We start from the raw sequence: 22,225 nt of genomic DNA on the forward strand, positions 1-22,225 counted from the left end.
AGAGCAACCGCTCTGTTATCGTGTGCGGCATGGCCCGCACCCGCACCTACGACCTCGACGGACTGCTCGACGCCGCCGAACGCATCGCCGCCGAATCCGGTGCCGCGGCCGTCACACTTCGGGGCCTCACCGACGCCACCGGCATGTCGAACGGCGCGATCTACCATGCCTTCGGGTCGCGGCTCGGGGTCGTCGGACAGGCATGGCTGCGCGCCGCACGCCGATTCCTCGAGATCCAGCGCGAGGCCGTCGAGGCGGCCCGGGCCGACCGCGCCGCCGATGCCCCGGCGGTCGAGGCGGTCGTTGCCGCCGCGGACGCACCCGCCGTATTCGCCGAACGCCACCCGACGTCGGCGCGACTGGTACTGACCGTGCGTCGCACCGACCTGCTCGGGTCGTCGCTGCCCGAGGATCTCGCCCGCGACCTGTTCGGGCTCGACCGTGAACTCGGCGAGCTGATGGCAGATCTGGCGACGGCCCTGTGGGATCGCCGCGACGGTGCCGCCGTCGACGTCGTGCACTCCTGCATCGTCTCCCTCCCCACCGGACTTCTGTTGCACACCAACAGATATCGCGACCCTGTCGCACGCCGCCGACTCGCCGCCGCGGTCCGCGCGGTGCTGGCACTCGGCCCCGAGAACTCCTCCCCGAAAGGCACAGCATGACCGTCTCCACGACCCACCACGACGCAGTCACCGTCCTGAATCTCGGTGACGACGAGAACCGCTTCTCCCCCGGATGGCTCGACAGCGTCGATGCCGCGCTCGACGAGATCGAATCCGGCGAGCCCACCGCGCTGGTGACCGTCGCGAGCGGAAAGTTCTATTCCAACGGACTGGACCTGGACTGGCTCGCGGCGAACGGCGAGAAGGCGCAGTGGTACGTCGACCGCGTGCACGGATTGTTCGCGCGTGTCCTCACCCTGCCGGTCCCGACCGTCGCGGCGATCAACGGGCACGCGTTCGGGGCCGGTGCGATGCTCGCGCTGGCCCACGACTTCCGGGTGATGCGCACCGACCGTGGCTTCTTCTGCCTGCCCGAGGTCGACATCCGCATCCCGTTCACGCCCGGCATGGCCGCGCTGGTGCAGGCCAAGACCACCCCGCGCACCGCGACCGCGGCGATGACCACGGGACGGCGGTTCGGCGGACCCGACGCGCTCGCCGCCGGCATCGTCGACGCGACGGCGGAGGAACCCGCGCTGCTGACCTCTGCGGTCGGCGTGGTGGCACCACTGGCCGGGAAGGACCCCGGCACGCTCGGCGCCATCAAGTCGACGATGTACGCGACGACGATCGAGGCGCTGACGAAACCCCAGTAGTCCCGATCCCAGCCTTCGGGAGACGCTCGGCCGCGGCAGTCGATTCGACCGCCGCGGCCGAGATCATCTACCGTCCGGAGAACCGGTCCAGCAACCACGATTCGACGCCGTGTCGCGCAGTCGCGGCCAGGTCCGTGGGATGTCCCGTGAACCCGTGCGGCGCCGCGGGATAGATCCGGCACTCGACGTCGTTCCCGGCGGCCGACAGCCGTCCGGCCATCGCCAGGTTGTCCTCCAGCAGCACGTCCTCGGCACCGACGATCAGCAACGTCGGAGGCAGGTTCCGGAGGTCCGCGAAGATCGGGGAGATATCGGGATCTGTTCGGTCGCCCACGTGACCGGCGTACGCCTCGATGAAGTATTCGTCCGCGATCAGGCGCCCGGCCGGGGTCTGCGCGCTGAGATCGTAGGTCCCGAATTGCAGTGCCGCGCCCACAAACCCAGCCTCACCACGGTCCCGCATCCGCAGCAGGGTCACCAAGGCAAGTGTTGCGCCGGCGGAACTCCCGCCGATCGTGCTCCGGGTGGTCCCGAATCGCGTCTCGGCGTACTCGACGAGCCACAGTGCCGCCGTTTCGCAGTCGTCGGGTGCAGCCGGCCACGGATTCTCCGGGGCGAGCCTGTAGTCGACGCTCACGACGGCGACGTTCATCCTGTCCGCAAGTTCACGGTTGCGGAGATCCCCTCGCGCAGCGGACTCCATGTAGAAGCCGCCGCCGTGGATGTCCAGGTGGACCCCCCGTACGAGATCGTCCGCCGGGGTGAACACCCGAACCGGAACGAACCGTCCAGCGGCACCGGCAACCAGTTCGAGCGCCGGTGGATCGGCGGCCGGCGGTGCAGACCTCGCCGCGCGCGCCTGTCGCAGTTCGTCGGGGTTCGCGGGGCCTCGGCCCGCCGTTCTCGACCGGTAGAAGGCCTGCGCGTGCTCGATCTGTCCTGCGGGTACGTCGGCGATCAGGGTGTTCAGTGTGAACCGCATCGTTCAGGCGTCGCGACGGTTCACCACCGCCACCGCGGCACCGAACACCACCAGCACGAACACCGCGAAGTACAGGAACGCACCCCACGGGCCCCAATGGAAATCGATGCCCTGGTCGGTGCCCAGGAAATAGTTGATGTTCGCGAACGGCAGGAACGGCTGCACGTTCCGGCCGAACGACCCGAACAGCCCGAACAGCGATTCGATGAGCATCGGCCACAGCAGCAGGATCGCGATCGTGCCGGCGGACTGACGCAGCAGGGCGCCGACCCCGACCGCCAGGATCGACGCCAGCAGCGCGAACAGCGCGGTGCCGTAGATCGTCCGTCCCGCCGAACCCTCGAGAACCAGGTCGCGTCCGGCCTCCGGCCCGGCGAGCGCCTTGGTCAGATAGAACGCGGACAGCGCGAGCACACCGGACAGGATCGCCCCGAGCACGCCGATGAACAGCGCCTTCACGACGAGCACGACACTGCGGTTCGGCAGTGCCTGGAACGTGGAGCGGATCACGCCGAATCGATATTCGCTGGTCACCGACAGCGCGGCGAGGATCATCAGCACCAGCACACCGAAGCCGGTCACCCCGCTGACGGCGACGTCGACGGTGGGATAGAACCGGACCGTTTCGTCGTCCGCGGACATCGACGCCTTCGCGGCCACACCGAGGATGGCGGCGAGCCCCAGCCCGAGCGCGACGATCACCGCGGTGCACCACCACGGTGACTGCACCGATGTCAGCTTGATGCGTTCGGCGCGCATCGTGTCGATCGCCACGCTCATCACAGGCCACCCTTCATCACGGAGTCGGCGCCGGTGCCGTGGAACTGCACGTCGCCACCGGTCATCTTCATGAATGCTTCTTCCAGCGACGCGTGCTGCCCGGCCAGTTCGTGGAGCACCACCGACCGGGCGGCCGCCAGCTCTCCGACCTCCGCCGTGGTCACCCCGGCGACCACGAGCGCACCGTCGTCGTCGCGGACGGTGTGACCGCGCTCGGCCAGCGCGGCCCGCAGTGTGTCGAGCTGGGGGCTGCGCACCCGTACCGCCGCTTCGGATGCCTGTGCGACGAAGGCGTCGACGGAGGTGTCGGCGATGAGCCGGCCCCGCCCGATCACCAGCAGGTGATCGGCGGTCTGCGCCATCTCCGACAACAGGTGACTCGACACCAGCACCGTGCGGCCCTCCGCGGCGAGCGCCTGCATGAACCGCCTGATCCACACGATGCCTTCGGGATCGAGGCCGTTGACCGGCTCGTCGAACAACAGCACCTGCGGGTCGCCGAGCAGCGCACCGGCCAGACCGAGGCGCTGCGACATGCCGAGCGAGAAACCACCCGCGCGTTTGTTCGCGACCTCGGTCAGGCCCACCTGGCGCAGGACCTCCTCGACCCGCGACGCGGGCAGCCCGTTCGACGCCGCCATCCACCGCAGGTGCGCGCGGGCCGACCGGTTCGGATGCACCCACTTCGCGTCGAGCAGCGCGCCGACGGTACGCAGCGGCCGCCGCAGCTCCCGGTAGGGCTTCCCGGCGACCAGGGCGGTGCCCGCCGTGGGGCGGTCGAGGCCGAGGATCATCCGCATCGTCGTGGACTTCCCGGCGCCGTTCGGACCGAGGAATCCGGTGACGATGCCGGGCCGGACCGTGAACGTCACGTCGTCCACGGCCGTCGTCGACCCGAAGGTCTTGGTCAGTCCCGTCACTTCGATCATGACCCCTACCCTGCCCGATCCATCCGGATTGTGCAGGGGGCTCGCCGGACCTACGGTTCGAGCGGGGACGACGCCTGCGCCCAGAACCGCTTCGGGATCCGGCCGGCGTGCCGCGCCCGGAAGCCCGCGTCGACAGCGTGCCGCATCGCGGACGCCATCAGCGCCGGATCCTTCGCCCGGGTCACCGCGGTCGCGAGCAGGACCGCGTCGCATCCCAGTTCCATCGCGAGCGCCGCGTCGGACGCGGTGCCGATGCCCGCGTCGAGCACCACCGGGACACCGGCGGCTTCGACGATCATCTCGATGTGGTGCGGATTGGCGATGCCCAGGCCGGTGCCGATCGGCGACCCGAGCGGCATCACCGCCGCGCATCCGACGTCCTCGAGCCGCTTCGCCAGGACCGGATCGTCCGTCGTGTACGGCAGGACCACGAACCCGTCGTCGACGAGTTGTTCTGCGGCGGAAACCAATTCGATGGCGTCGGGCAGCAGCGTGCGTTCGTCGGCGATGACCTCGAGCTTGACCCAGTCCGTTTCGAGCGCCTCGCGGCCCAGCTGCGCGGTGAGCACCGCCTCCTTCGCGCCGCGGCAGCCCGCGGTGTTCGGCAGCGGGGTGATGCCGAGGCGGCGCAGCAGGTCGAGCACCCCGGTTCCGGAGGCCGCGTCGACGCGCCGCATCGCGACGGTGGTCAGTTCGGTGCCGGACGCGACGAGCGCTTCCTCGAGCACCGCGAGATTCGCGGCGCCACCGGTGCCGGTGATCAGCCGCGACGCGAAGGTGCGCCCGGCGATGGTCAGCTGCGGCAGGTCGTGTGCCGGATCGCGGAGGTCAGCCACCTTGGACCGCCGTGAGAATCTCGATCTGCCAGCCCTTTCCGACCGGCTCGGACCAACGTCCCCGCGGGAACACCGCGCCGTCGACGGCGATCGCGATGCCCTTCTCCGGTAATCCCAGCTGCGCCAGCAGTTCGGTGACCGTCGGCGCCTCCGCGAAGTAGTGGTCCTCACCGTTGACGGTGATACCCACCGAGATCGGGTTCGTCATCACAGTCCTTCCTTCGAAAATCGTTGCGGATCGGCATTTTTCGCTTCGGGGAGCGGATCGTCGGCGAGTTCGGCGAGCACGGCGTCCGCGGTGATCGGGGTGAACAGGACCCCGTTGCGTCCGTGCCCGGTCGCGGCGACGACCCGCTCGGACAGCCGCCCGATCAGCGGCAGGTTGTCCGGGCTCATCGGCCGCAGCCCCGCCGTCGCCTCGTACAGCTCGTACTCGCCGATCGCGGGCAGCAGCGCTTCGGCGTCCGCGATCAGGTCGCGCACCCCGGCGACCGTCACCTGCGTGTCGTCCGCCTCGTACTGGGTGGCGCCGACCACGAGACCGTCGCCGCGCGGCACCAGATAGGCGGGCCGGCCGTGCACGCTGCCGCGGATGGTGCGGTTCGGTGCGGGGGTGGCACCGGGCCGCGCCCGCAACCGCAGGATCTCGCCTTTGACCGGTCGCACCGGAAGTCCCGGCCACACCCGGGCCGACGCCGAACCCGCCGCCAGCACCACCCGGTCCGCGCGCAGTTCGTCGAGCGAATCGACCGTCGCGGCGACGAACCGCACCCCGGTATCGACGCACGCGCGGTGCAACGCGTCGACGAGGACCCGGTTGTCGACGGCCAGTTCTGTCGGGGCGAGCAATCCGAGCCGGATCCGCGGGCCGAGCGACGGCTCGAGGTCCCGGATCTCGGCGCGTGTGAGCACCCGCATCTCGTGCCCCTGCGCCTGCACCCATTCGGCGACGGTGCGCAGGTCCGCGGCGTCGGCGGCGTCCAGGGCGACGGTCAGCGACCCGTCGGAGGTGAACAGGTCGCAGCCGGTCGCGCGCTGCAGCCGGTCCCCGAACTCGGGCCAGCGTCCGAGCGACGCGGCCCCCAGTTCCAGGACGTGTTCCTCGCCGGGCCAGCCTTCCGACAGCGGCGCGAGCATGCCGCCCGCGACCCACGAGGCACCCGACCCGGGTGCCGGGTCGTGCACCGTCACGGTCCAGCCGGCACACGCCGCGCGCCATGCGATCGACAATCCGATGACACCGCCACCGACGACGGCTACCGTTCCCACCTTGCGTCCACCTCACTCCCTGCGCCGGCATGATCCGGGTCAGGTCATAACGGTCGGGGCCGGCAGGCCCCCTCTCAGCCCCGCGTTCCCCGGGACTCCCGTGTTGTCATGTCTCCCTCAGAGGCTACCGTCTGGACTGTGACTTCCTATCTCGGCAACCACCCTTCCCCTCGGGAACGACTCGCGGACGCGCACCTGTACCTGTGCACCGATGCCCGGCGCGACACCGGCGACCTGGCGCGATTCGCGGAGGAAGCCCTCGCCGGTGGCGTCGACATCATTCAGTTGCGCGACAAGGACTCGGCGGGCGAGAAGAAGTTCGGGCGTCTCGAGGCCCGCGACGAACTGGCCGCGCTGGAGATCCTCGCGGACGCGTGCCGACGCCACGGCGCGTTGCTCGCCGTCAACGATCGCGCCGACATCGCGCTGGCCGCGGGCGCGGACATCCTGCATCTGGGTCAGGGCGATCTGCCGGTCGCGCATGCCCGCAAGATCCTGGGCCCGGACATCGTCATCGGCCGGTCCACGGGCAGCCGCGGGCAGGCGGCACTTGCCGAGATCGAGGACGGCGTCGACTACTTCGCGTCCGGTCCGGTGTGGGATACCCCCACCAAGCCGGGACGCAGCGCGGCCGGACTGGATGTGATCCGGGAGGTCGCGCAGTCCCACCCGACGCGCCCGTGGTTCGCGATCGGCGGGATCGACGCCGAGCGGTTGCCCGAGGTGATTGCCGCCGGTGCCACCCGGGTTGCGGTGGTGCGCGCGATCACGAAGGCCGCCGATCCGCGGGCTGCGGCCGCGGCCCTGAAGGCTGCGCTGCCGGTATAGCGCTGCCGGTATGAGCGGGCCCGGCCTGTGCCAGCCCGCGTGAGCGGGTCTACAGCCAGCCGAGGACCGTCGACGGCGACAGGGTGACCACCGAATGGGGTAGGCGCTGCCGCAGCCCACGGTCCGCGGTCACCACCACCGTCACCTCCGACTCGAGGGTGGCGGTGGTCCCGGCGAGTCGTGCCAGTTCGTCGTCCCCGCTGCCTGCGGCGGCGTGTACCGGGATGCGGGCGTCGTCGACGGTCGCATGCCGGGCCTGGCCTTCGAGCACCGCCTCGATCCGCGTCACCCAGCCGAACCCGCCGTCGGGCAGTTCGAGGGTGCGCGGCAGCACCGCCGCCAGTTCGCCCAGCAGCACGCCGGTCGCTCCGGGACGGTCGCGCCACCATCCGGTCGGCCGCGAGCCGAGCACGTTCGCGGTGTCGAGCAGGACCCGCACCACGCGGGTGCGCAGCGTCGGCCAGGACGCGGCGAAACCCGCATGCAACGCCATCGCTTCGACCTCGACCTCCGGCACCCACCGCAGTTCGGTGCTCTCCCCGTTCGGTGTCGTCGCCAGCGGGATCCCGGCGTCGGCGACGACCGTCGTGTAGGTCCAGCCGCCGGTGACGCCGGCGGTGACGCGCTCGGTCCGGACCGCGACCGCGTCCACATCGATGCCCGTTTCCTCTTGTGCTTCCCGGACCGCGGCGTCGACGGTGCTCTCGTGACTGTCGCGGGCGCCGCCGGGCAGCGCCCAGGTCCCGCCCTGGTGACTCCACGCGGCACGGTGCTGCAGCAGCACCGCGGGCTGACCGTCGGGCAGGGGCGCACGCAGCAACAGCCCGGCCGCACCGTGCTTGCCCCACCGGCGGTCGCCGTCGGGGCCGACGGCCCATCCGTCACCGTCACCGCGCATCGTGTCCGTCCTCCCAGCCGCCGCGGCCTGTCGAGCCCCTGTCCCGAGCGCGTTCGCGCGGCGCATTCCTGTCCGTACTGCTTATATGCTCGCCAAGGACAGTGCAACACCGAAAGGGGCGATTGGTGGACCCGCGTCTGCACCCCACGATCGACCCCGGCGAGCACCGCACCGCCGAATCGCGGTCCGCACCGGCCTTCGATCGGGAACGGACGAGCGGCCGCGAGGTGTCCGAGGACCTCGGTGCCGTCCTGCGCTCGACCCCTTCCAAGCTCATCGCGCTCGGCGTGATCGTTTCGATCCTGCTGTTGCTGTCGGGGTTGGTCGCGGCCCAGACGGTGAGCAGCCGCAAGGCCACGCACGACGCTCTGCTCGCGACGACCGAACCTCTCGCCGACTCCGCGCAGAACCTCTACAGCGCTCTGTCCGTCGCCGACGCGGCGGCCGTCACCGGGTTCATCTCGGGGGGCATCGAACCTGAGGCCGTCCGCGACCGGTACGAGAGGGCCGTGGCGGAGGCGTCCGCTCAACTGGTCGCGGCGGCCGGCGGCACCGGCGACGACCAGGACAGTTCCCGCCTGCTGTCCGGGATCTCCGGACGGCTGACCGTGTACACGGGTCTGATCGAGACGGCACGCGCCAACAATCGGATCGGTAATCCGGTGGGCACCGCGTACCTGGGCGAAGCGTCGCATCTCATGCAGACGTCGCTGTTGCCGATGGCGCAGGAACTGCACATCCGGGGTGTCCGAGCCGTCACCGACACCCAGCACGACGCGGTCCGGCCGCCGTGGTTCGCGATCGGGTTGCTCGTCGCGGCGGTCGCGGCGCTCGGCGGGATCCACCTGATCGTCTCCCGCATCAGCCGGCGTGCCCTCAATCCCGGGTTGATCCTGGCGATCGCCTCGACCGGCCTGCTGCTGGTGTGGCTGCTCGTGGCGGGGTTGGTGTCGTCCACCGCGACGCAACGCGCCATCCGTCACGGCGCCGAGCCGCTCGGCACGGTGGCCGCGGGTCGCATCCTCGCCCAGCAGTCCCGTACCGCGGAGACGCTGCTGCTGGCTCGGCGCGACAGCACCGGCGAGTACGAGGCGGTGTTCGAGCAGTCGATGGCTCGTCTCGGCGATCTGCTACGCGTCCATTCGGGCGGTGACCCGGTCATCGGCGATGCGGTGTCCCGTGCGATCACCGCCCGCAACGAATGGGTGACATCGCACGAACGCACGCACGCCGCCCTGTCGCGCGGCGACTACGGCGCAGCCGCGGTGCTGGCGGTCGGTCCGGGACCGAACGGGTCGGCGGCACAGTTCGCCGCCCTCGACCTGGCCCTGACCGAAGGTATCGAGACAGCCCGCTCCGAGCTGCGTTCCAACGAGGCCCGCGCCTCGCAGCTTCTGTCCGCGCTGGCACCGGCTGCGATCGCCCTCACCCTGGTGTCGTTGATCGGTGTCACCATCGGATTGTGGCCCCGGCTTCGGGAGTACCGGTGAGGAACCGCGCGGCGCTGGCCGCTGCGCTGCTGTGCGGCGCCCTCGTCGCCGGCTGCGCGTCGACGCCGGTGTCGCCGCTGCCCCGGCCCGAGTCCACCTACAGCGAGGTGCCGCTTCCCGAACGCGCGGCCCTGGCCCCGTCCCCCACCACGGAACCGGCGTTGCCCGACTGCGGCGATCCGACGGCGAGCCTGCGTCCCGACGGCGCGACCACCGGACCGACCCTCGACGCGATCCGCGCCCGCGGCCGGCTGGTGGTGGGTCTCGACACCGGCAGCAATCTGATGAGCTTCCGGGATCCGGCGACCGGCCGCATCACCGGTTTCGACGTCGACATCGCCCGGGAGATCGCCCGCGACCTGCTCGGCGACCCCGAGCTGATCGACTTCCGGATCCTCAACTCCGCCGACCGCGAGCAGGCCCTGCAGGATTCCACCGTCGACATCGTCGCCAAGACCATGTCGATCACGTGCGCCCGGCGGGAACACGTCGCGTTCTCGTCGACCTACTTCCTGGCCCGGCAGCGGGTCCTGGTGGTCAAGGGCTCGGGCATCCGGAACGCCGCCGATCTCGCGGGCCGGCGCGTGTGCATCGTGCGCGGTACCACGTCCCTGACCCGCATGCAGCAGGTGCAGCCGTCGGCGTCGATCCTGACCGTGCCGGCGTGGGCGGACTGTCTCGTCGTCCTGCAGCAGGGTCAGGTCGACGCGGTGAGCACCGACGACACCATTCTCGCGGGCCTCGCATCCCAGGACCCGTATCTCAAGCTGGTCGGGGACACCATGGGTGTGGAGCCGTACGGTATCGGCATCACGCGGGGCAACGACGATCTCGTGCGGTTCGTCAACGGCACCCTCGAGCGGATCCGCCGCGACGGCACCTGGGCGCAGTTGTACGACAGGTGGCTCACCGTCCTCGGGCCGACACCGGCGCCGCCGACCGCGACGTATGTGGATTGAGGGACGATTCGATGGCCCACACCGAACCCCCCAGCGGACCGGCGACCCAGCGCACCCCGCACCCCGCCGCGGCGGAACCCGGCGAGTCGACCCGGCGTCCCGCCGTCCAGCCGAGCGTGCCGTCGCAGCGGGCCTCGAGCCGCCGATCGCGTCCCCGCGGCCTGTTGCGCCGGCGGATCGCCGGACTCGTCGACGTTCCCGTTCCGGCACCGCTCGACCCGGCGAGCGTCGTACTGCGCGATCCGCACGTCGCCGAGGGCAAACGCTTCTGCTGGAAGTGCGGAAAACCGGTGGGGCGCAGCACCCCCTCCGGTCCCGGATCCCCCGCCGGCAGCTGCCCGTCGTGCGGAACACCGTTCGAGTTCACCCCGAATCTGGTTCCCGGCGACCTCGTCGCCGGACAGTACGAGATGCAGGGATGCCTCGCGCACGGTGGACTCGGCTGGATCTACCTGGCCGTCGACCGCAACGTCAGCGACCGCTGGGTGGTGCTGAAGGGACTGCTGCACGGCGGCGACGCCGAGGCGCAGGCCGTCGCGGTCGCCGAACGGCAGTTCCTCGCGGAGGTCTCGCATCCGAGCATCGTCCGGATCTACAACTTCGTCGAGCATCCGCGCCCGGACGGCACCCCGACGGGTTACATCGTCATGGAGTACGTCGGCGGGCACACCCTGCGTGATGTCCTGGGCACCTACCCCAAACCCGATCGGATGCCCGTCGACCAGGCCATCGCATACCTGCTCGAGGTCCTGCCCGCACTCGGTTACCTGCACGAGATCGGTTTGGTCTACAACGATCTCAAGCCCGAGAACATCATGGTCACCGACGAGCAGACCAAGCTGATCGATCTCGGCGCAGTCTCGGGCATCGAGGACTACGGCTTCCTGTACGGCACGCCGGGTTATCAAGCTCCGGAAATCGTCCGTACCGGGCCGACCCCGGCCACCGACATCTACACCGTCGGCAGGACACTCGCGGCGCTGACCCTGGATCTTCCGGTGGAGAAGGGTCGCTACGCCGACGGACTGCCCACGACCGAGCAGGCGCCGCTACTCGCCGAGTACGATTCGTTCCACCGATTGTTGTTGCGCGCCACCGATACCGACCCGGAAAGGCGCTTCCGATCCGCCGACGAGATGGCCGGTCAGCTCACCGGGGTGCTGCGCGAAGTTCTGTCGCAGCAGACGGGCACCGAGCATCCCGGTCTGTCGGCGAGGTTCAGCCGCCAGCGCACGACCTTCGGCACCGACGAGGCCGTCGCACAGACCGACGTGTTCGTCGACGGTATCGCCCGCGACAAGACCATCGCCTCGCGTGATGTGGCTGCGGCTCTTCCGGTTCCGCTGCTCGAACCGGACGATCCCAGTGCCGCGCTGCTCGCCGCTGCCGTGCACAGCGAACCCCAGCAGACACTCGACGCACTGCGGCACGCCCGCGACAACGGGCTCGAACGGGTCGTGGGCACCGCCGACGTCTCGTTCTCCCGCGAGATCACGTTGGCCGAGGTCCGCGCCCACCTGGACCTCGGGCACGGGGAACAGGCCGAGGAGCTCCTGCGCAATCTCGAACGCGACCTGGGAATGGACTGGCGGATCGACTGGCACGCCGGGATCGCCGCGCTACTGCTCGACGAATATCAGACGGCATTCGACCGGTTCGAACGGGTGCTCGAGGCGCTGCCCGGCGAGACCGCACCGAAGATCGCGTTGGCCGCGACCGCCGAACTCATTCTGCAGCACTGGGAGAGCGACGATCCGGGAGCGTGGCGCCGGTTCTGCGAGAACTACTACCGGACGGTGTGGCGCACCGACCACAACATCGTCAGCGCCGCGTTCGGGCTGGCCCGCCAGCTCGCCGAACGTCACGACCTGACCGCCGCGGTCGCAACCCTCGACCAGGTCCCCGCAACGTCCCGGCACCACAGCGTCGCCAGCATGACGAGCATTCTGATCATGTTGCACGACAGGCCGATCGATGACGTGACCGAGGCCGAGTTGCGCGAGGCCGCGCACCGCGTCGAGGCGCTGCCGCTCGACGAGGGTCGCGCGCTGCAGATGCGCACACTGGTGCTCGGCACCGCCCTCGAGTGGGTGCGCGCCGGTCACGCCTCCCGCAAGTCCCTCGATCCGATCCTCGGGGTCCCGTTCACCGAGAAGGGATTACGGAGAGGCACCGAAGCCGGACTGCGGGCGCTCGCGCGCAGCGCACCGGCGCGCACGCACCGCTACACCCTGGTCGACCTCGCCAACGCGATCCGCCCCCGCAGCCTCCTCTGACCGCACGATCGATCGGCCGAACCCGCTCGGCCAGTGGATATCCGCGCGTGCCCGAGCGCGCGCGGATATCGTTCCGCTCGGCGAATCCCGACGACGATCAGCAGGACAGGCTCTTCGCGAGCGCATCGGCGGCGCGGGCGATCGCCAGTTCCTCGTTGGTGGGGATCACCAGCACCCGAACCTCCGACTCGGGTGTCGAGATACACCGTTCCCCACTCTCGTGCGCCTTGTTCGCGACCCGGTCGACGGCGATGCCGAACCGTTCGAGCCCGGCGAGCGCATCCCACCGCACGTCTGCGTTGTTCTCCCCTACCCCTCCGGTGAAGACGATCACATCGACACCGCCGAGCTCGATCATGTAGGCGCCGAGGTACTTCCGGATCCGGTGCACGTACACGTCGTAGGCGAGTTTCGCGTCCGCGGACCCCTCCTCGACCAGCCGGTGCAACGCCCGGAAGTCGTTGACACCGCACAGCCCCTTGAGTCCCGAGCTGTGGTTCAGCATGTCGTCGATCGCCTCGACATCCATACCGGCACTGCGCTTCAGGTGCATGAGTACACCCGGGTCGACGTCGCCGCAGCGGGTTCCCATGGCCAGGCCCTCGAGGGGTGTCAACCCCATCGACGTGTCGATCGGGTGGCCGCCCGCGATCGCCGCCGCGGATGCCCCGTTCCCCAGGTGGAACACGATCTGATCGAGATCGGAGTATTCGCGGCCGAGGAACTGCGCCGCCCGCCGCGAGACGTATTCGTGTGAGGTGCCGTGGAATCCGTACCGGCGGATGCCGTGCGCGGCCGCGATCTCCCGATCGATCGCGTACGTCGCCGCCGCGGCCGGCAGGTCGTGGAAGAACGCGGTGTCGAAGACGCCGACGTGCGGAATGTCGGGCAGCACCGCGCGAGCGACTTCCATGCCGATGACGTTGGCCGGGTTGTGCAGGGGCGCGAGCGCGGACAGCTCGGCGACCGCGTGCACCACCGCGTCGTCGATGAGCGTCGGTGCGTAGAACAGGCCGCCACCGTGCACGAGCCGGTGCCCCACCGCGACGATGCCGGCCTCGTGCAGCGACCGGCCGAGCCCTTCGACCATGTCCAGCACGACCCGAAGTCCCGCCCGGTGATCGGCGATCGGCCCGAGACTCTCCTCGGTTCCGGTGGTGTGGTGGAAGACGATGCGTCCCTCCGGCTCACCGATCCGCTCGATCAGCCCGTGCGCCACCGATTCGGCCGTATCCGGGTGGATCAGCTGGAACTTGATCGACGAGGAACCGCAGTTCAAGACCAGCACGGTTCCCGCGGTCGCACCGTCGGGGGCAGTCATGAGCTCAGACCTCCTGTGCCTGGATCGCGGTGATCGCCACCGTGTTGACGATGTCCTGCACCAGCGCTCCCCGGGAGAGGTCGTTGACCGGCTTGTTCAAGCCCTGGAGCACAGGGCCGACGGCTACCGCGCCGGCGCTGCGTTGCACCGCCTTGTACGTGTTGTTGCCGGTATTCAGATCGGGAAATATGAACACCGTTGCGCGACCGGCAACTTCGGAGCCGGGGAGTTTCGCGTTCGCGACCGCGGGCTCGATCGCGGCATCGTATTGGATCGGGCCCTCGACCGGCAGATCCGGCCGTCGCTTCCGGACCAGCGCGGTGGCACTGCGGACCTTGTCGACGTCGGCGCCGATCCCGGAGTCGCCGGTCGAGTACGACAGCATCGCAATCCGCGGCTCGATGCCGAAACGGGCCGCGGTCTCCGCAGAGGAGATAGCGATGTCGGCGAGCTGCTCGGTGGTCGGGTCGGGCACGACCGCGCAGTCGCCGTATGCGAGCACGCGATCGGACAAGCACATCAGGAAGACGCTCGACACGGTGGAGACGCCGGGCCGGGTCCGGATGATCTCGAAGGACGGGCGGATGGTGTGCGCAGTGGTGTGCGCGGCCCCCGACACCATGCCGTCCGCGATCCCCAGGTGGACCATCATGGTGCCGAAATAGGATATGTCGCACATGATCTCGCGGGCTCGGTCGAGATTCACTCCCTTGTGCGCGCGCAGCCGGGTGTATACGGCGGCGAAACGCTCGGCGAGCTCGGAGGTACGAGGGTCGATCATCTCCGCCTTTCCGAGGTCCACGCCGAGTGCGGCGGCACGCCGGCAGATCTGCGTTTGGTCACCGAGCAGCGTGATGTCGGCGATGCGGCGTTGCAGGACCCGTCCGGCGGCGCGGAGGATGCGGTCGTCGTCGCCCTCGGGCAGCACGATGTGCCGGCGTTGCGCGCGGGCCCGGTCGATCAGCTGGTATTCGAACATCTGCGGGGTCGTCACCGTCGGATGCGGAAGACGCAGTCTGTCCAGGATGGCCGGTGCGTCGACGTGCTGTTCCATCAATGCGACCGCGGTGTCGATCTTGCGTTGGGCACCGTGCACCATGCGACCGCGGGTCCGGTCCGCGGCGGAGGCGGTGTCGAATGTGCCGAGGTCGGTCGTGAGGATGGGCAGGGCGGGCTCGAGACCCGCGACGAGTTGCGCGATCGCGGGATGGGGGCGCAACCCGCCGTTGAGGATGATGCCCGACAGTGACGGAAACCCTTCTGCGGCATCGGCATTGACAAGTGCGAGCAGGACGTCCGAACGGTCGGCGGATACGATGACCGCCGACCCCTCGGTGAGACGTTCGAGGATGTGTTCGGCAGTCATGTCGCCCACCACGACTCGCAGCGCTTCGCGGTGCAGCAGTTCGGGATCGCCGCTGTAGAGGTCGCCGTGAACGACGGCCTGCAATTCCGCCATCGTCGGCGCCACCAGGATCGGAACCTCCGGCAGCGTCCACACCGGCACGGGGTGCCCGGCGAAATGTGCGGCGACGGCGTCGAGTTCGGCCGGGTTGCAGCGATTGACGACGATCCCGGTCAGGTGTGCGTGGTGAGCAGCGAGTTCGGCGGACGAGACCGCCGCGAGCTGCGCGATCTCGGACGGTGTTCGTCGCGACCCGCGCAGCGCGAGCAGGACCGGCGCGTCGAGGTTCGCCGCGATCCGTGCGTTGTACGAGAGTTCGCTGGGATTCGCGATCTCGGTGTAGTCGCTGCCGACGACCACGACGGCGTCGCACCGGTCCGCGACGGCGTGGTACCGGGAGACGATCTCGCTCAGTGCCGCATCGGGGTCCGCGTGCACCTCGTCGTAGGTGACGCCGATGCAGTCGGCGTAGTCGAGGTCGACGGTGATGCGCTCGAGCAGCAGCTCGAGGATGTAGTCGCGATCGGCGTCCGAGCGCGCGATGGGCCGGAACACGCCGACGCGGGCGGCGGATGCGCACAGCATCTGCAGGATGCCGAGCGCCACCGTTGATTTCCCGGTGTCGCCTTCGGGCGACGCGATGTAGATGCTCGACACGGATCCCGCAGCGGCGCTCATGGATGCCACCCTAGTGCGGTGCGGGACGGCCCGTACCTGAGTCGCCCCGCACCCCGGAGTCGCGAATTCAGGCCAGCGCGCGCAGACGCGGGGCAAGATCGCGTTCGAACAGTTCGAGGAATCGCTTCTGGTCGTGCCCGGGAGCGTGGAACACCAGATGGTTCAGGCCCGCATCGACGTACGCCTTGACCTGCTCGACCGCCGCGTCGGGATCCGACGCCACGATCCAGCGCTTCGCGACCTGTTCGATGGGCAGCGCGTCGGCGGCCGCCTCCATCTCGATGGGGTCCTCGATCGAGTGCTTCTGTTCCGGGGTCAGCGACAGCGGCGCCCAGAATCGGGTGTTCTCGAGGGCGAGCTCCGGATCGGTGTCGTAGGAGATCTTGATCTCGATCATCTTGTCGATCTCCGCGACGTCCCGCTCCGCCTTCTCGGCACCCTCCGCGACGGCCGGCAGCAGCTTGTCGTTGTACAGCTCCATGCCCTTGCCGGAGGTGCAGATGAATCCGTCGCCGGCGCGGCCCGCGTAGCGTGCGACGACCGGCCCGCCCGCGGCGATGTACACGGGGATACCGCCCTCGGGCACGTCGTAGATCGAGGCGCCCTTCGTCGTGTAGTACTCACCGTCGAAGTCGACGCGGTCGCCGGTCCACAGGGCGCGCATCAGCCGCACCGACTCGCGCAGCCGCGCGAACCGTTCCTTGAAATCCGGCCATTCGCCCTGGTATCCGGTGGCGATCTCGTTGAGCGCCTCACCGGTACCGACACCGAGCATGACGCGCCCCGGGTACAGGCAGCCCATCGTCGCGAACGCCTGCGCGATCACCGCCGGGTTGTATCGGAAGGTGGGGGTCAGCACGGAGGTACCGAGCTGCAGGCGCTGCGTGCGCTCCCCGACGGCCGTCATCCAGGACAGCGAGAACGGCGCGTGCCCGCCGTTGTGCCGCCACGGCTGGAAGTGATCCGACACCGTCGCCGAATCCATGCCGTGCTCCTCGGCGAGCACGGCCAGCTCCACCAGCTCGCGCGGTCCGAACTGCTCCGCGGACGCCTTGTATCCCAACTTCAAGCCCTGTGCCACCGAGTTCTCCTATATGTCTTCGATCTCAATCTGCTTCGAGTATGACCGGACCGACGTGCCGGTGGAGAGTTCACCGTCCGGGGTGCGGCTCGGCGAGGTGAGGATCGGGCTGCCAGTCGTAGACGACCACGGTCCGCAGCACGATGTCCTGCAGGGACCGTCGTCGCCGATCGACGGCGACCACGATCAGCCCGACCGGGAACACGACGCAGAACCCGGCTCGCACCACCGCGCGGACCCAGCCCACGAGCCGGTCGTCGCGCCCCACGACCCGCAGGCCCATCACGACGGCGCCGACGGTGCGGCCGGTCGTCGCCCAGCACGCCGCGAGATACAGCACCGACAGTGCACTGAAGGTCGTCACCGACATGACGACCTCGACGTCGGGAAACGCGAACTGCTGCGGGGAGAACAGCAGTCGCATCAGCGCCCACGACAGGTACAGGCCGCCCATGCCTGCGAGCACGATGCCGAGATCGAGGAGGGCCGCGAGTCCGCGCGTGACGATGCCGGCGGGCCGGTGCTCGCTCACGCTTGCCCCTCCGGTCCGTGATTCTCGGGGCGCCGCCCGAACATGCGGCCGACGAGCCCGGAGACCGCGTCGTCGGCACGCATGCCCTGGCTGCGCACCCCCTGGACGGCCTCGGTGGACATCGTCCCGGTGGATTCCCGGATGATCGAGGGCAGGTCGACTCCGTCGATGACGGTGTCGGCCAGACCGATCAGATCGATGCGGCGGATCACCGCATCCACGTCCACACGTGCCGCGATCGCGTCCACGTCCACACGGTCCAGGATCGGCGTCAGATCCAGACGCGCGGCGATCCCGTCGATGTCGACCCGGCCGATGATCCGGTCGATGTCCACCCGCGCCGCGATCCCGTCGATGTCCACCCGGTCGAGGATCCGATCGATATCGACCCGCTCGGCAATCCCGTCGATGTCGACCCTGCCGACGATTCCGTCGAGGTCGACCCTGTCGACGATCTTGCCGACGTCGATGCCCTCTGCGACCGCGTCGAGGTCCACGTGGTCACGGACCACGGCGGTGATGTCCACCTCGAGCAGTGCCGCCTGGACGATCTTGCGCACGGTCACGCGCAGGATCCGGTCGAGGGCGGCGTCGGCCGCACGCAGCGTGTCCTCGCCGCGCGCCTCGAGATTGTCCAGGACCGGCGCGACCCCGGGCAGGCGACGGGCGAGACCGATGCTCAGGCCCATCACCTTCCCGACCGCACCGGCCAGCTCCGCCCCGGCGCCCACGGCGAGACGCACCGGATCCGCACTTCTGTCGACAGTCATACCCACATCAAAGTCTCGTATCCGGCGAAATGCACGTATCGGCTCACCGGCCGGGGAGAGTGAAGTCGTCGAAGTCGAATCCGGGGACGACGACGCACCCGACCAGACTCGGTTCGCTGCCGGCGGGCCGTGCCCGCTGCCAATGGCCCGGCGGCACCACGACCTGCGGCCGGTCACCGGCGGCGAAGTCGGGACCGACGCGGTACTCGGTGATCTGACCGGGTTCCTTTCCCGGCCCGGCGATCTCGAGCAGCACCGGGCTGCCCCTGTGATACAGCCACAGTTCGGCGCCACGCACCGTGTGCCAGGCGGACTGCTGCCCGGGCATGAGCAGGAACAGGATCGCGGTGCCGGCGCTGCGCGACGCGGGATATCCGGGCAGCGCCGCGACAGGAAGCTCGAGGTCGCTGCGCCAGGTCTCCCGGTACCAGCCGCCCTCGGGATGCGGGGCGAGCCCGAGAGCGCGGGCCCACTCCGGAAGGTCCTGGTCCTGTGCCCCGCCGGGGTGGCCGAATGTCACAGCAGGTCAGCCTAACCGAACCGCTGCGGCATTCGGCCCCGGACACGGTCAGGCGGCGCGCAGCCCCGCGAGCCCCCATTCCCGCGCGAGCAGTTCGTACGACCGCAGCCGGTCCTCGTGCCGGTGCGTCACCGACGTGACGACCAGCTCGTCGGCACCGGTGACCCGGCGCAGCGTGTCGAGCCGTTCCGCGACGGTGCCCGGGGAACCCACGAACTGGGTGGCGAGACGGTCGTCGACGAGTTCCCGTTCCTCGGCGGTGAGGGGATCCGCGGTCGCCGGGTCCTGGTAGGGCTCGGCGCCGCGGCCCGAGCGAATGCTGTGGGCCCAGTGCCCGTACGTCGCCGCGAGATCGCGGGCGGTCGCGTCGTCGTCGGCGACGACGGCGTCCGCGGAGACCACGACATACGGTTCGGCGAGAAACCGCGACGGGCGGAACGCCGCTCGGTACGCCTCGACGGCCTCGACGGTGCTGGACGGTGCGACGTGGTAGTTCGCTCCGAACGGCAGGCCGAGCCGGCCCGCCAGGGCGGCGGACGGGCCCGCGCTCGACCCGAACACCCACACCTCCACGTCCGCGTTCTCCCCCGGGTGGGCGTGCAGCTCGACTCCGTCGGCGGTGCGGTACGTGCCGTCGAGCAACGCGAGGATGTCGTCGACCTGCCCGTCGAAGTCCGGCGACTGCGCGCCAGGCTGCTGGAGCGCCGCGAAGGAGGCCGTGAGACGCGGTGAGGCGAGGATCCGACCGGTCGGGAACGGCGGCGGGATCACGAGTCCGTCCCGGATCTCGGTGGCGCGCGGAGCCGGCGGCTCCGCCCCGGACGCGGCGGCCTTCAGCGCTTCGACGCGGCGCTGCCCCGAACGGCCGAGACCGAGATCGATCCGACCCGGATGGAATGCGTCGAGTGTGCCGAACGCTTCGACGACACCCGCGGCGGTGTTGTGACCGAGCTGCACCGCCGCAGCACCGACCCGGATGGTGCTGGTGGCCGCGGCGATCGCGCCGATCAGCACCGCCGGGGACGACGAGGCCACCGCGACGAAGTGGTGCTCGGCGACCCAGTAACGCCGGTAACCCCACGTCTCGGCCTTCCGCGCGAGGTCGACGGTGTTGCGCAGTGCCTGCGGCACGGTCGACCCCTCGCTGACCGGCGACAGGTCCAGCACGGACAGCGGGACCGGATTCGTCACTGCCATGGTCACTCCCGATTCTGCGGTGTGCGCGGATTGCGTTCGCCTGCTTCGACGGCGAACGGCAGACGGTTCTCGGCGGGCGCGATCGGGCAGGTCGCGGCGTCGGTGAAGGCGCAGGGCAGATTCTCGGCTCGTGTGAAATCGATTGTGACGGCGTTGTTCTCGTCCGGAACACCGAGGTCGAGCTTCCGCGCGGCCGGGTATGTGGTGACCCCGCTGGTGGCGTCGGTGAACAGCACCCGCAGCGGTCCGCCCACCTCACCGAACGCGACGAGCGTGTGTTCGCCACCGTCGTGGCCGAACCGGACGAGTCCGGCTGCGCTGTGATGATGTTCGAGACCGTCGACGACGGCACCGGTGGTGACGGTGCGGGACTCGTCGAACGCTTCGAAACGTCCGGTCAGCACCCACTTCGTATCCGGTTCGTACACCGGCACTTCCGTGAAGGCGACGAGCGCGGGAGCATTCCGGTCATGGACACGGATCGCGAAACGTCCGGTGCGGCGGATGATCTCGACGTATCCGCGCTCGAACCGAACTTCGAGACCGGCGGCACCCTCGACCGGCGCGTAGGTGACCACCTGGCTTCCCGCCACGTGCACGACGGTGTCTCCGTCGACGTGCCAACTGCCCGGTGCCTCGTCGAATTCGGTGGGGTTCTCGTCGAGCCAGTGCAGCGCGGTGAGGCTGAGCCAGCCCAGCGGCTGCCGCAGCGCGTCGTTGCGCGCGGCGTGCCACTGCTGCCAGTCCTCGGCGAATCGGGTGTGGTCGAGTGTTGCGGTCACGATGCTCGGATCCCTTCGTTCGTCTCGTGCGGGTGGCGCAGCCCGAGATGGCCGCGCAGGGTGGTGCCGTCGTACTCGGTGCGGAAGCTGCCGCGTTCCTGCAGCAGCGGAACAACGCTGTCGACGAATTCGTCGAGTCCGCCGGGGGTCAGATGCGGAACCAGGATGAAACCGTCGCTCGCGTCGGTCTGCACGTAGTGGTCGATCTCGGCGGCGATCTGCTCGGCGGTCCCGACGAACTGCTGACGGGCGGTGACCTCGATGATGAGTTCACGGATGCTGAGATTCTCGGCTTCGGCCTTCGCCCGCCACTCCTGCGCGACCGCACGCGGGTCCTTCGCGTGCCGCACGCGACCGCGCGTGATGTTCACGTTGTCCTCCGGGTCGACGTCCGGCAGCGGACCGTCCGGGTCGTAGCCGGAGAGGTCGCGGCCCCACACCTGTTCGAGAAACGCAATCGCGGTCTGCGGGCCGACCTGCTGCAGCCGGATGTGCCGGGCACGCTCCTCGGCGTCCGCGGCGCTGTCGCCGAGGACGAATGCGGCCGCGGGCAGGATCTTCAGATCGTCGTAGCTGCGCCCGTACTTCGCGAGCCGGCTCTTGACGTCGGTGTAGAACGCGCGGCCCTCCTCGAGCGTCCCGTGCCGGCTGAAGATCGCGTCGGCCTTCGCGGCACCGAACTCGCGACCCTCGTCCGAGTCACCGGCCTGCAGCAACACGGGATAGCCCTGCGGGCTGCGCGGCACCTCGAAACGCCCGGTGATGTCGAACTGGGTGGTGTGCAGGTCGAACGGGGCGATGTCGGTGTCGGCCGCGAAGATGCCGTTCGCGCGGTCGACGACGGGAGCGCCGGGTCGCCAGCCGTCCCACAAGCTCCGGGCGACGTCGACGACCTCGTGGGCACGCACGTACCGCTGCGAATGGTCGAGGAAGCCACCCCGGCGGAAGTTCTCGCCGGTGAACGCGTCGGACGAGGTCACGAGATTCCACGCGGCGCGGCCCTCGGACAGGTGATCGAGGGTGGCGAACTGCTTGGCCACTTCGTACGGCTCGTTGAAGGTGGTGTTGATGGTACCGGCGAGGCCGAGATGCGTGGTCGCGCCCGCGAGTGCTTCGAGCACGGTGAGCGTGTCGGGGCGGCCGACGACGTCGAGGTCGTGGATGCGACCGCGGTGCTCGCGCAGCCGCAGTCCCTCGGCGAGGAAGAAGAAGTCGAACTTGCCGCGCTCGGCGGTGCGCGCAAGGTGCAGGAACGACGAGAAGTCGATCTGGCTCTTCGAATCCGGATCGGCCCAGACGGTGGTGTTGTTGACCCCCGGGAAGTGTGCGGCGAGATGGATCTGCTTGCGGACGATAGTGCGTGACAAGGTG

General features: G+C 69.7%; 22 protein-coding genes and 1 riboswitch. Of the genes, 6 read left to right on the plus strand and 16 right to left on the minus strand.

Annotated features, from left to right (window positions below; translation table 11 throughout):
* Positions 1 to 29: 29 nt before the first annotated feature.
* A complete protein-coding gene (locus RZ1_RS18105; RefSeq protein ID WP_072813893.1) occupies positions 30 to 665 on the plus strand; it encodes a TetR/AcrR family transcriptional regulator in 636 nt (211 codons plus the stop codon).
* Entirely contained in the window at positions 662 to 1,321 is a 660-nt protein-coding gene (locus RZ1_RS18110; RefSeq protein WP_072813894.1) for an enoyl-CoA hydratase-related protein, read from the plus strand. The genes RZ1_RS18105 and RZ1_RS18110 overlap by 4 nt, the downstream gene beginning before the upstream one ends.
* A 67-nt stretch (positions 1,322 to 1,388) precedes the next feature.
* On the opposite strand, the gene RZ1_RS18115 is transcribed toward RZ1_RS18110, so the two are convergent.
* The 6 genes from RZ1_RS18115 to thiO form a co-directional block, all read right to left on the minus strand.
* On the minus strand, positions 1,389 to 2,303 hold the full coding sequence (locus RZ1_RS18115) for an alpha/beta hydrolase (RefSeq protein ID WP_072813895.1): 915 nt from the start codon (positions 2,301 to 2,303) through the stop codon (positions 1,389 to 1,391).
* Between the two features lie 3 nt (positions 2,304 to 2,306).
* Positions 2,307 to 3,083, minus strand: a complete 777-nt coding sequence (locus RZ1_RS18120) for an ABC transporter permease (protein ID WP_072813896.1) — start codon at positions 3,081 to 3,083, stop codon at positions 2,307 to 2,309.
* Positions 3,083 to 4,012, minus strand: coding sequence for an ABC transporter ATP-binding protein (locus RZ1_RS18125; RefSeq protein WP_072813897.1), 930 nt, complete (start codon positions 4,010 to 4,012; stop codon positions 3,083 to 3,085). Before RZ1_RS18125 ends, RZ1_RS18120 begins: the two co-directional genes overlap by 1 nt.
* Positions 4,013 to 4,062: 50 nt before the next feature.
* On the minus strand, positions 4,063 to 4,848 hold the full coding sequence (locus RZ1_RS18130; protein ID WP_072813898.1) for a thiazole synthase: 786 nt from the start codon (positions 4,846 to 4,848) through the stop codon (positions 4,063 to 4,065).
* Positions 4,841 to 5,056 carry a sulfur carrier protein ThiS gene (thiS, locus tag RZ1_RS18135; protein WP_072813899.1) on the minus strand — a complete coding sequence of 72 codons (216 nt, stop codon included), beginning with the start codon at positions 5,054 to 5,056 and terminating at the stop codon, positions 4,841 to 4,843. The genes RZ1_RS18130 and thiS overlap by 8 nt, the downstream gene beginning before the upstream one ends.
* Entirely contained in the window at positions 5,056 to 6,117 is a 1,062-nt protein-coding gene (gene thiO, locus RZ1_RS18140) for a glycine oxidase ThiO (RefSeq protein WP_072813974.1), read from the minus strand. The genes thiS and thiO overlap by 1 nt, the downstream gene beginning before the upstream one ends.
* A riboswitch (TPP riboswitch) is annotated at positions 6,115 to 6,229 on the minus strand. It overlaps the preceding gene by 3 nt.
* 26 nt (positions 6,230 to 6,255) lie before the next feature.
* Here thiO and thiE point away from each other — a divergent pair.
* Complete coding sequence (gene thiE, locus RZ1_RS18145) at positions 6,256 to 6,945, plus strand: thiamine phosphate synthase (RefSeq protein WP_072813900.1); 690 nt, start codon at positions 6,256 to 6,258, stop codon at positions 6,943 to 6,945.
* Positions 6,946 to 6,994: 49 nt separating this feature from the next.
* Here the strand turns inward: thiE and RZ1_RS18150 are convergent, their stop codons facing one another.
* Positions 6,995 to 7,843: an NUDIX hydrolase gene (locus RZ1_RS18150; RefSeq protein ID WP_072813901.1), complete on the minus strand. Its 849-nt coding sequence runs from the start codon at positions 7,841 to 7,843 to the stop codon at positions 6,995 to 6,997.
* 125 nt (positions 7,844 to 7,968) lie between these two features.
* On the opposite strand from RZ1_RS18150, the gene RZ1_RS31410 reads away from it, so the two are divergent.
* Genes RZ1_RS31410 through RZ1_RS18165 form a run of 3 tightly spaced genes read left to right on the plus strand, consistent with a single transcriptional unit; the run spans position 7,969 to position 12,568 of the window.
* Positions 7,969 to 9,333 carry a GlnX family signal transduction membrane protein gene (locus RZ1_RS31410; protein ID WP_139281889.1) on the plus strand — a complete coding sequence of 455 codons (1,365 nt, stop codon included), beginning with the start codon at positions 7,969 to 7,971 and terminating at the stop codon, positions 9,331 to 9,333.
* Positions 9,330 to 10,292, plus strand: coding sequence for a glutamate ABC transporter substrate-binding protein (locus RZ1_RS18160; protein WP_072813903.1), 963 nt, complete (start codon positions 9,330 to 9,332; stop codon positions 10,290 to 10,292). Before RZ1_RS31410 ends, RZ1_RS18160 begins: the two co-directional genes overlap by 4 nt.
* Before the next feature lie 11 nt (positions 10,293 to 10,303).
* The gene (locus RZ1_RS18165) at positions 10,304 to 12,568 is read left to right on the plus strand and encodes a serine/threonine-protein kinase (RefSeq protein ID WP_072813904.1); all 2,265 of its coding nucleotides are present in this window, start codon (positions 10,304 to 10,306) and stop codon (positions 12,566 to 12,568) included.
* Positions 12,569 to 12,665: 97 nt separating this feature from the next.
* Here RZ1_RS18165 and RZ1_RS18170 read toward each other — a convergent pair whose 3' ends face one another.
* The 9 genes from RZ1_RS18170 to RZ1_RS18210 all read right to left on the minus strand — a co-directional run bounded on the left by RZ1_RS18170 (position 12,666) and on the right by RZ1_RS18210 (position 22,221).
* Positions 12,666 to 13,889 carry an acetate kinase gene (locus tag RZ1_RS18170; RefSeq protein ID WP_072813905.1) on the minus strand — a complete coding sequence of 408 codons (1,224 nt, stop codon included), beginning with the start codon at positions 13,887 to 13,889 and terminating at the stop codon, positions 12,666 to 12,668.
* A 4-nt stretch (positions 13,890 to 13,893) separates the two neighbouring features.
* Positions 13,894 to 15,972, minus strand: coding sequence for a phosphate acetyltransferase (gene pta / locus RZ1_RS18175; RefSeq protein ID WP_072813906.1), 2,079 nt, complete (start codon positions 15,970 to 15,972; stop codon positions 13,894 to 13,896).
* Between the two features lie 67 nt (positions 15,973 to 16,039).
* A complete protein-coding gene (fgd, locus tag RZ1_RS18180) occupies positions 16,040 to 17,053 on the minus strand; it encodes a glucose-6-phosphate dehydrogenase (coenzyme-F420) (protein ID WP_072813907.1) in 1,014 nt (337 codons plus the stop codon).
* Positions 17,054 to 17,123: 70 nt separating this feature from the next.
* The gene (locus RZ1_RS18185) at positions 17,124 to 17,585 is read right to left on the minus strand and encodes an RDD family protein (RefSeq protein WP_072813908.1); all 462 of its coding nucleotides are present in this window, start codon (positions 17,583 to 17,585) and stop codon (positions 17,124 to 17,126) included.
* Positions 17,582 to 18,355, minus strand: coding sequence for a hypothetical protein (locus RZ1_RS18190; RefSeq protein WP_072813909.1), 774 nt, complete (start codon positions 18,353 to 18,355; stop codon positions 17,582 to 17,584). Before RZ1_RS18190 ends, RZ1_RS18185 begins: the two co-directional genes overlap by 4 nt.
* A gap of 43 nt (positions 18,356 to 18,398) precedes the next feature.
* Positions 18,399 to 18,875, minus strand: a complete 477-nt coding sequence (locus tag RZ1_RS18195; protein ID WP_072813910.1) for a cupin domain-containing protein — start codon at positions 18,873 to 18,875, stop codon at positions 18,399 to 18,401.
* 48 nt (positions 18,876 to 18,923) lie between these two features.
* A complete protein-coding gene (locus RZ1_RS18200; protein WP_072813911.1) occupies positions 18,924 to 20,072 on the minus strand; it encodes an LLM class flavin-dependent oxidoreductase in 1,149 nt (382 codons plus the stop codon).
* A gap of 2 nt (positions 20,073 to 20,074) precedes the next feature.
* The gene (locus RZ1_RS18205) at positions 20,075 to 20,854 is read right to left on the minus strand and encodes a DUF1684 domain-containing protein (RefSeq protein WP_072813912.1); all 780 of its coding nucleotides are present in this window, start codon (positions 20,852 to 20,854) and stop codon (positions 20,075 to 20,077) included.
* Positions 20,851 to 22,221 (minus strand): NtaA/DmoA family FMN-dependent monooxygenase, encoded by a 1,371-nt coding sequence (locus RZ1_RS18210; RefSeq protein WP_072813913.1) that lies wholly within the window; start codon positions 22,219 to 22,221, stop codon positions 20,851 to 20,853. The genes RZ1_RS18205 and RZ1_RS18210 overlap by 4 nt, the downstream gene beginning before the upstream one ends.
* Positions 22,222 to 22,225: the final 4 nt, after the last annotated feature.

Origin of the sequence: Rhodococcus zopfii NBRC 100606 = JCM 9919 (assembly GCF_001895025.1) — a bacterium.
Taxonomy (GTDB): Bacteria; Actinomycetota; Actinomycetes; order Mycobacteriales; family Mycobacteriaceae; genus Rhodococcus; species Rhodococcus zopfii.

Bases quoted from the DNA above. Each gene is read 5' to 3' on its own strand.
- RZ1_RS18105 (WP_072813893.1), top strand. From the start codon at position 30: ATGGCCCGCACCCGCACCTACGACCTCGACGGACTGCTCGACGCCGCC.
- RZ1_RS18110 (WP_072813894.1), top strand. From the start codon at position 662: ATGACCGTCTCCACGACCCACCACGACGCAGTCACCGTCCTGAATCTC.
- RZ1_RS18115 (WP_072813895.1), bottom strand. From the start codon at position 2,303: ATGCGGTTCACACTGAACACCCTGATCGCCGACGTACCCGCAGGACAG.
- RZ1_RS18120 (WP_072813896.1), bottom strand. From the start codon at position 3,083: ATGAGCGTGGCGATCGACACGATGCGCGCCGAACGCATCAAGCTGACA.
- RZ1_RS18125 (WP_072813897.1), bottom strand. From the start codon at position 4,012: ATGATCGAAGTGACGGGACTGACCAAGACCTTCGGGTCGACGACGGCC.
- thiS (WP_072813899.1), bottom strand. From the start codon at position 5,056: ATGACGAACCCGATCTCGGTGGGTATCACCGTCAACGGTGAGGACCAC.
- RZ1_RS18150 (WP_072813901.1), bottom strand. From the start codon at position 7,843: ATGCGCGGTGACGGTGACGGATGGGCCGTCGGCCCCGACGGCGACCGC.
- RZ1_RS18165 (WP_072813904.1), top strand. From the start codon at position 10,304: ATGGCCCACACCGAACCCCCCAGCGGACCGGCGACCCAGCGCACCCCG.
- RZ1_RS18170 (WP_072813905.1), bottom strand. From the start codon at position 13,889: ATGACTGCCCCCGACGGTGCGACCGCGGGAACCGTGCTGGTCTTGAAC.
- pta (WP_072813906.1), bottom strand. From the start codon at position 15,972: ATGAGCGCCGCTGCGGGATCCGTGTCGAGCATCTACATCGCGTCGCCC.
- RZ1_RS18190 (WP_072813909.1), bottom strand. From the start codon at position 18,355: ATGACTGTCGACAGAAGTGCGGATCCGGTGCGTCTCGCCGTGGGCGCC.
- RZ1_RS18200 (WP_072813911.1), bottom strand. From the start codon at position 20,072: ATGGCAGTGACGAATCCGGTCCCGCTGTCCGTGCTGGACCTGTCGCCG.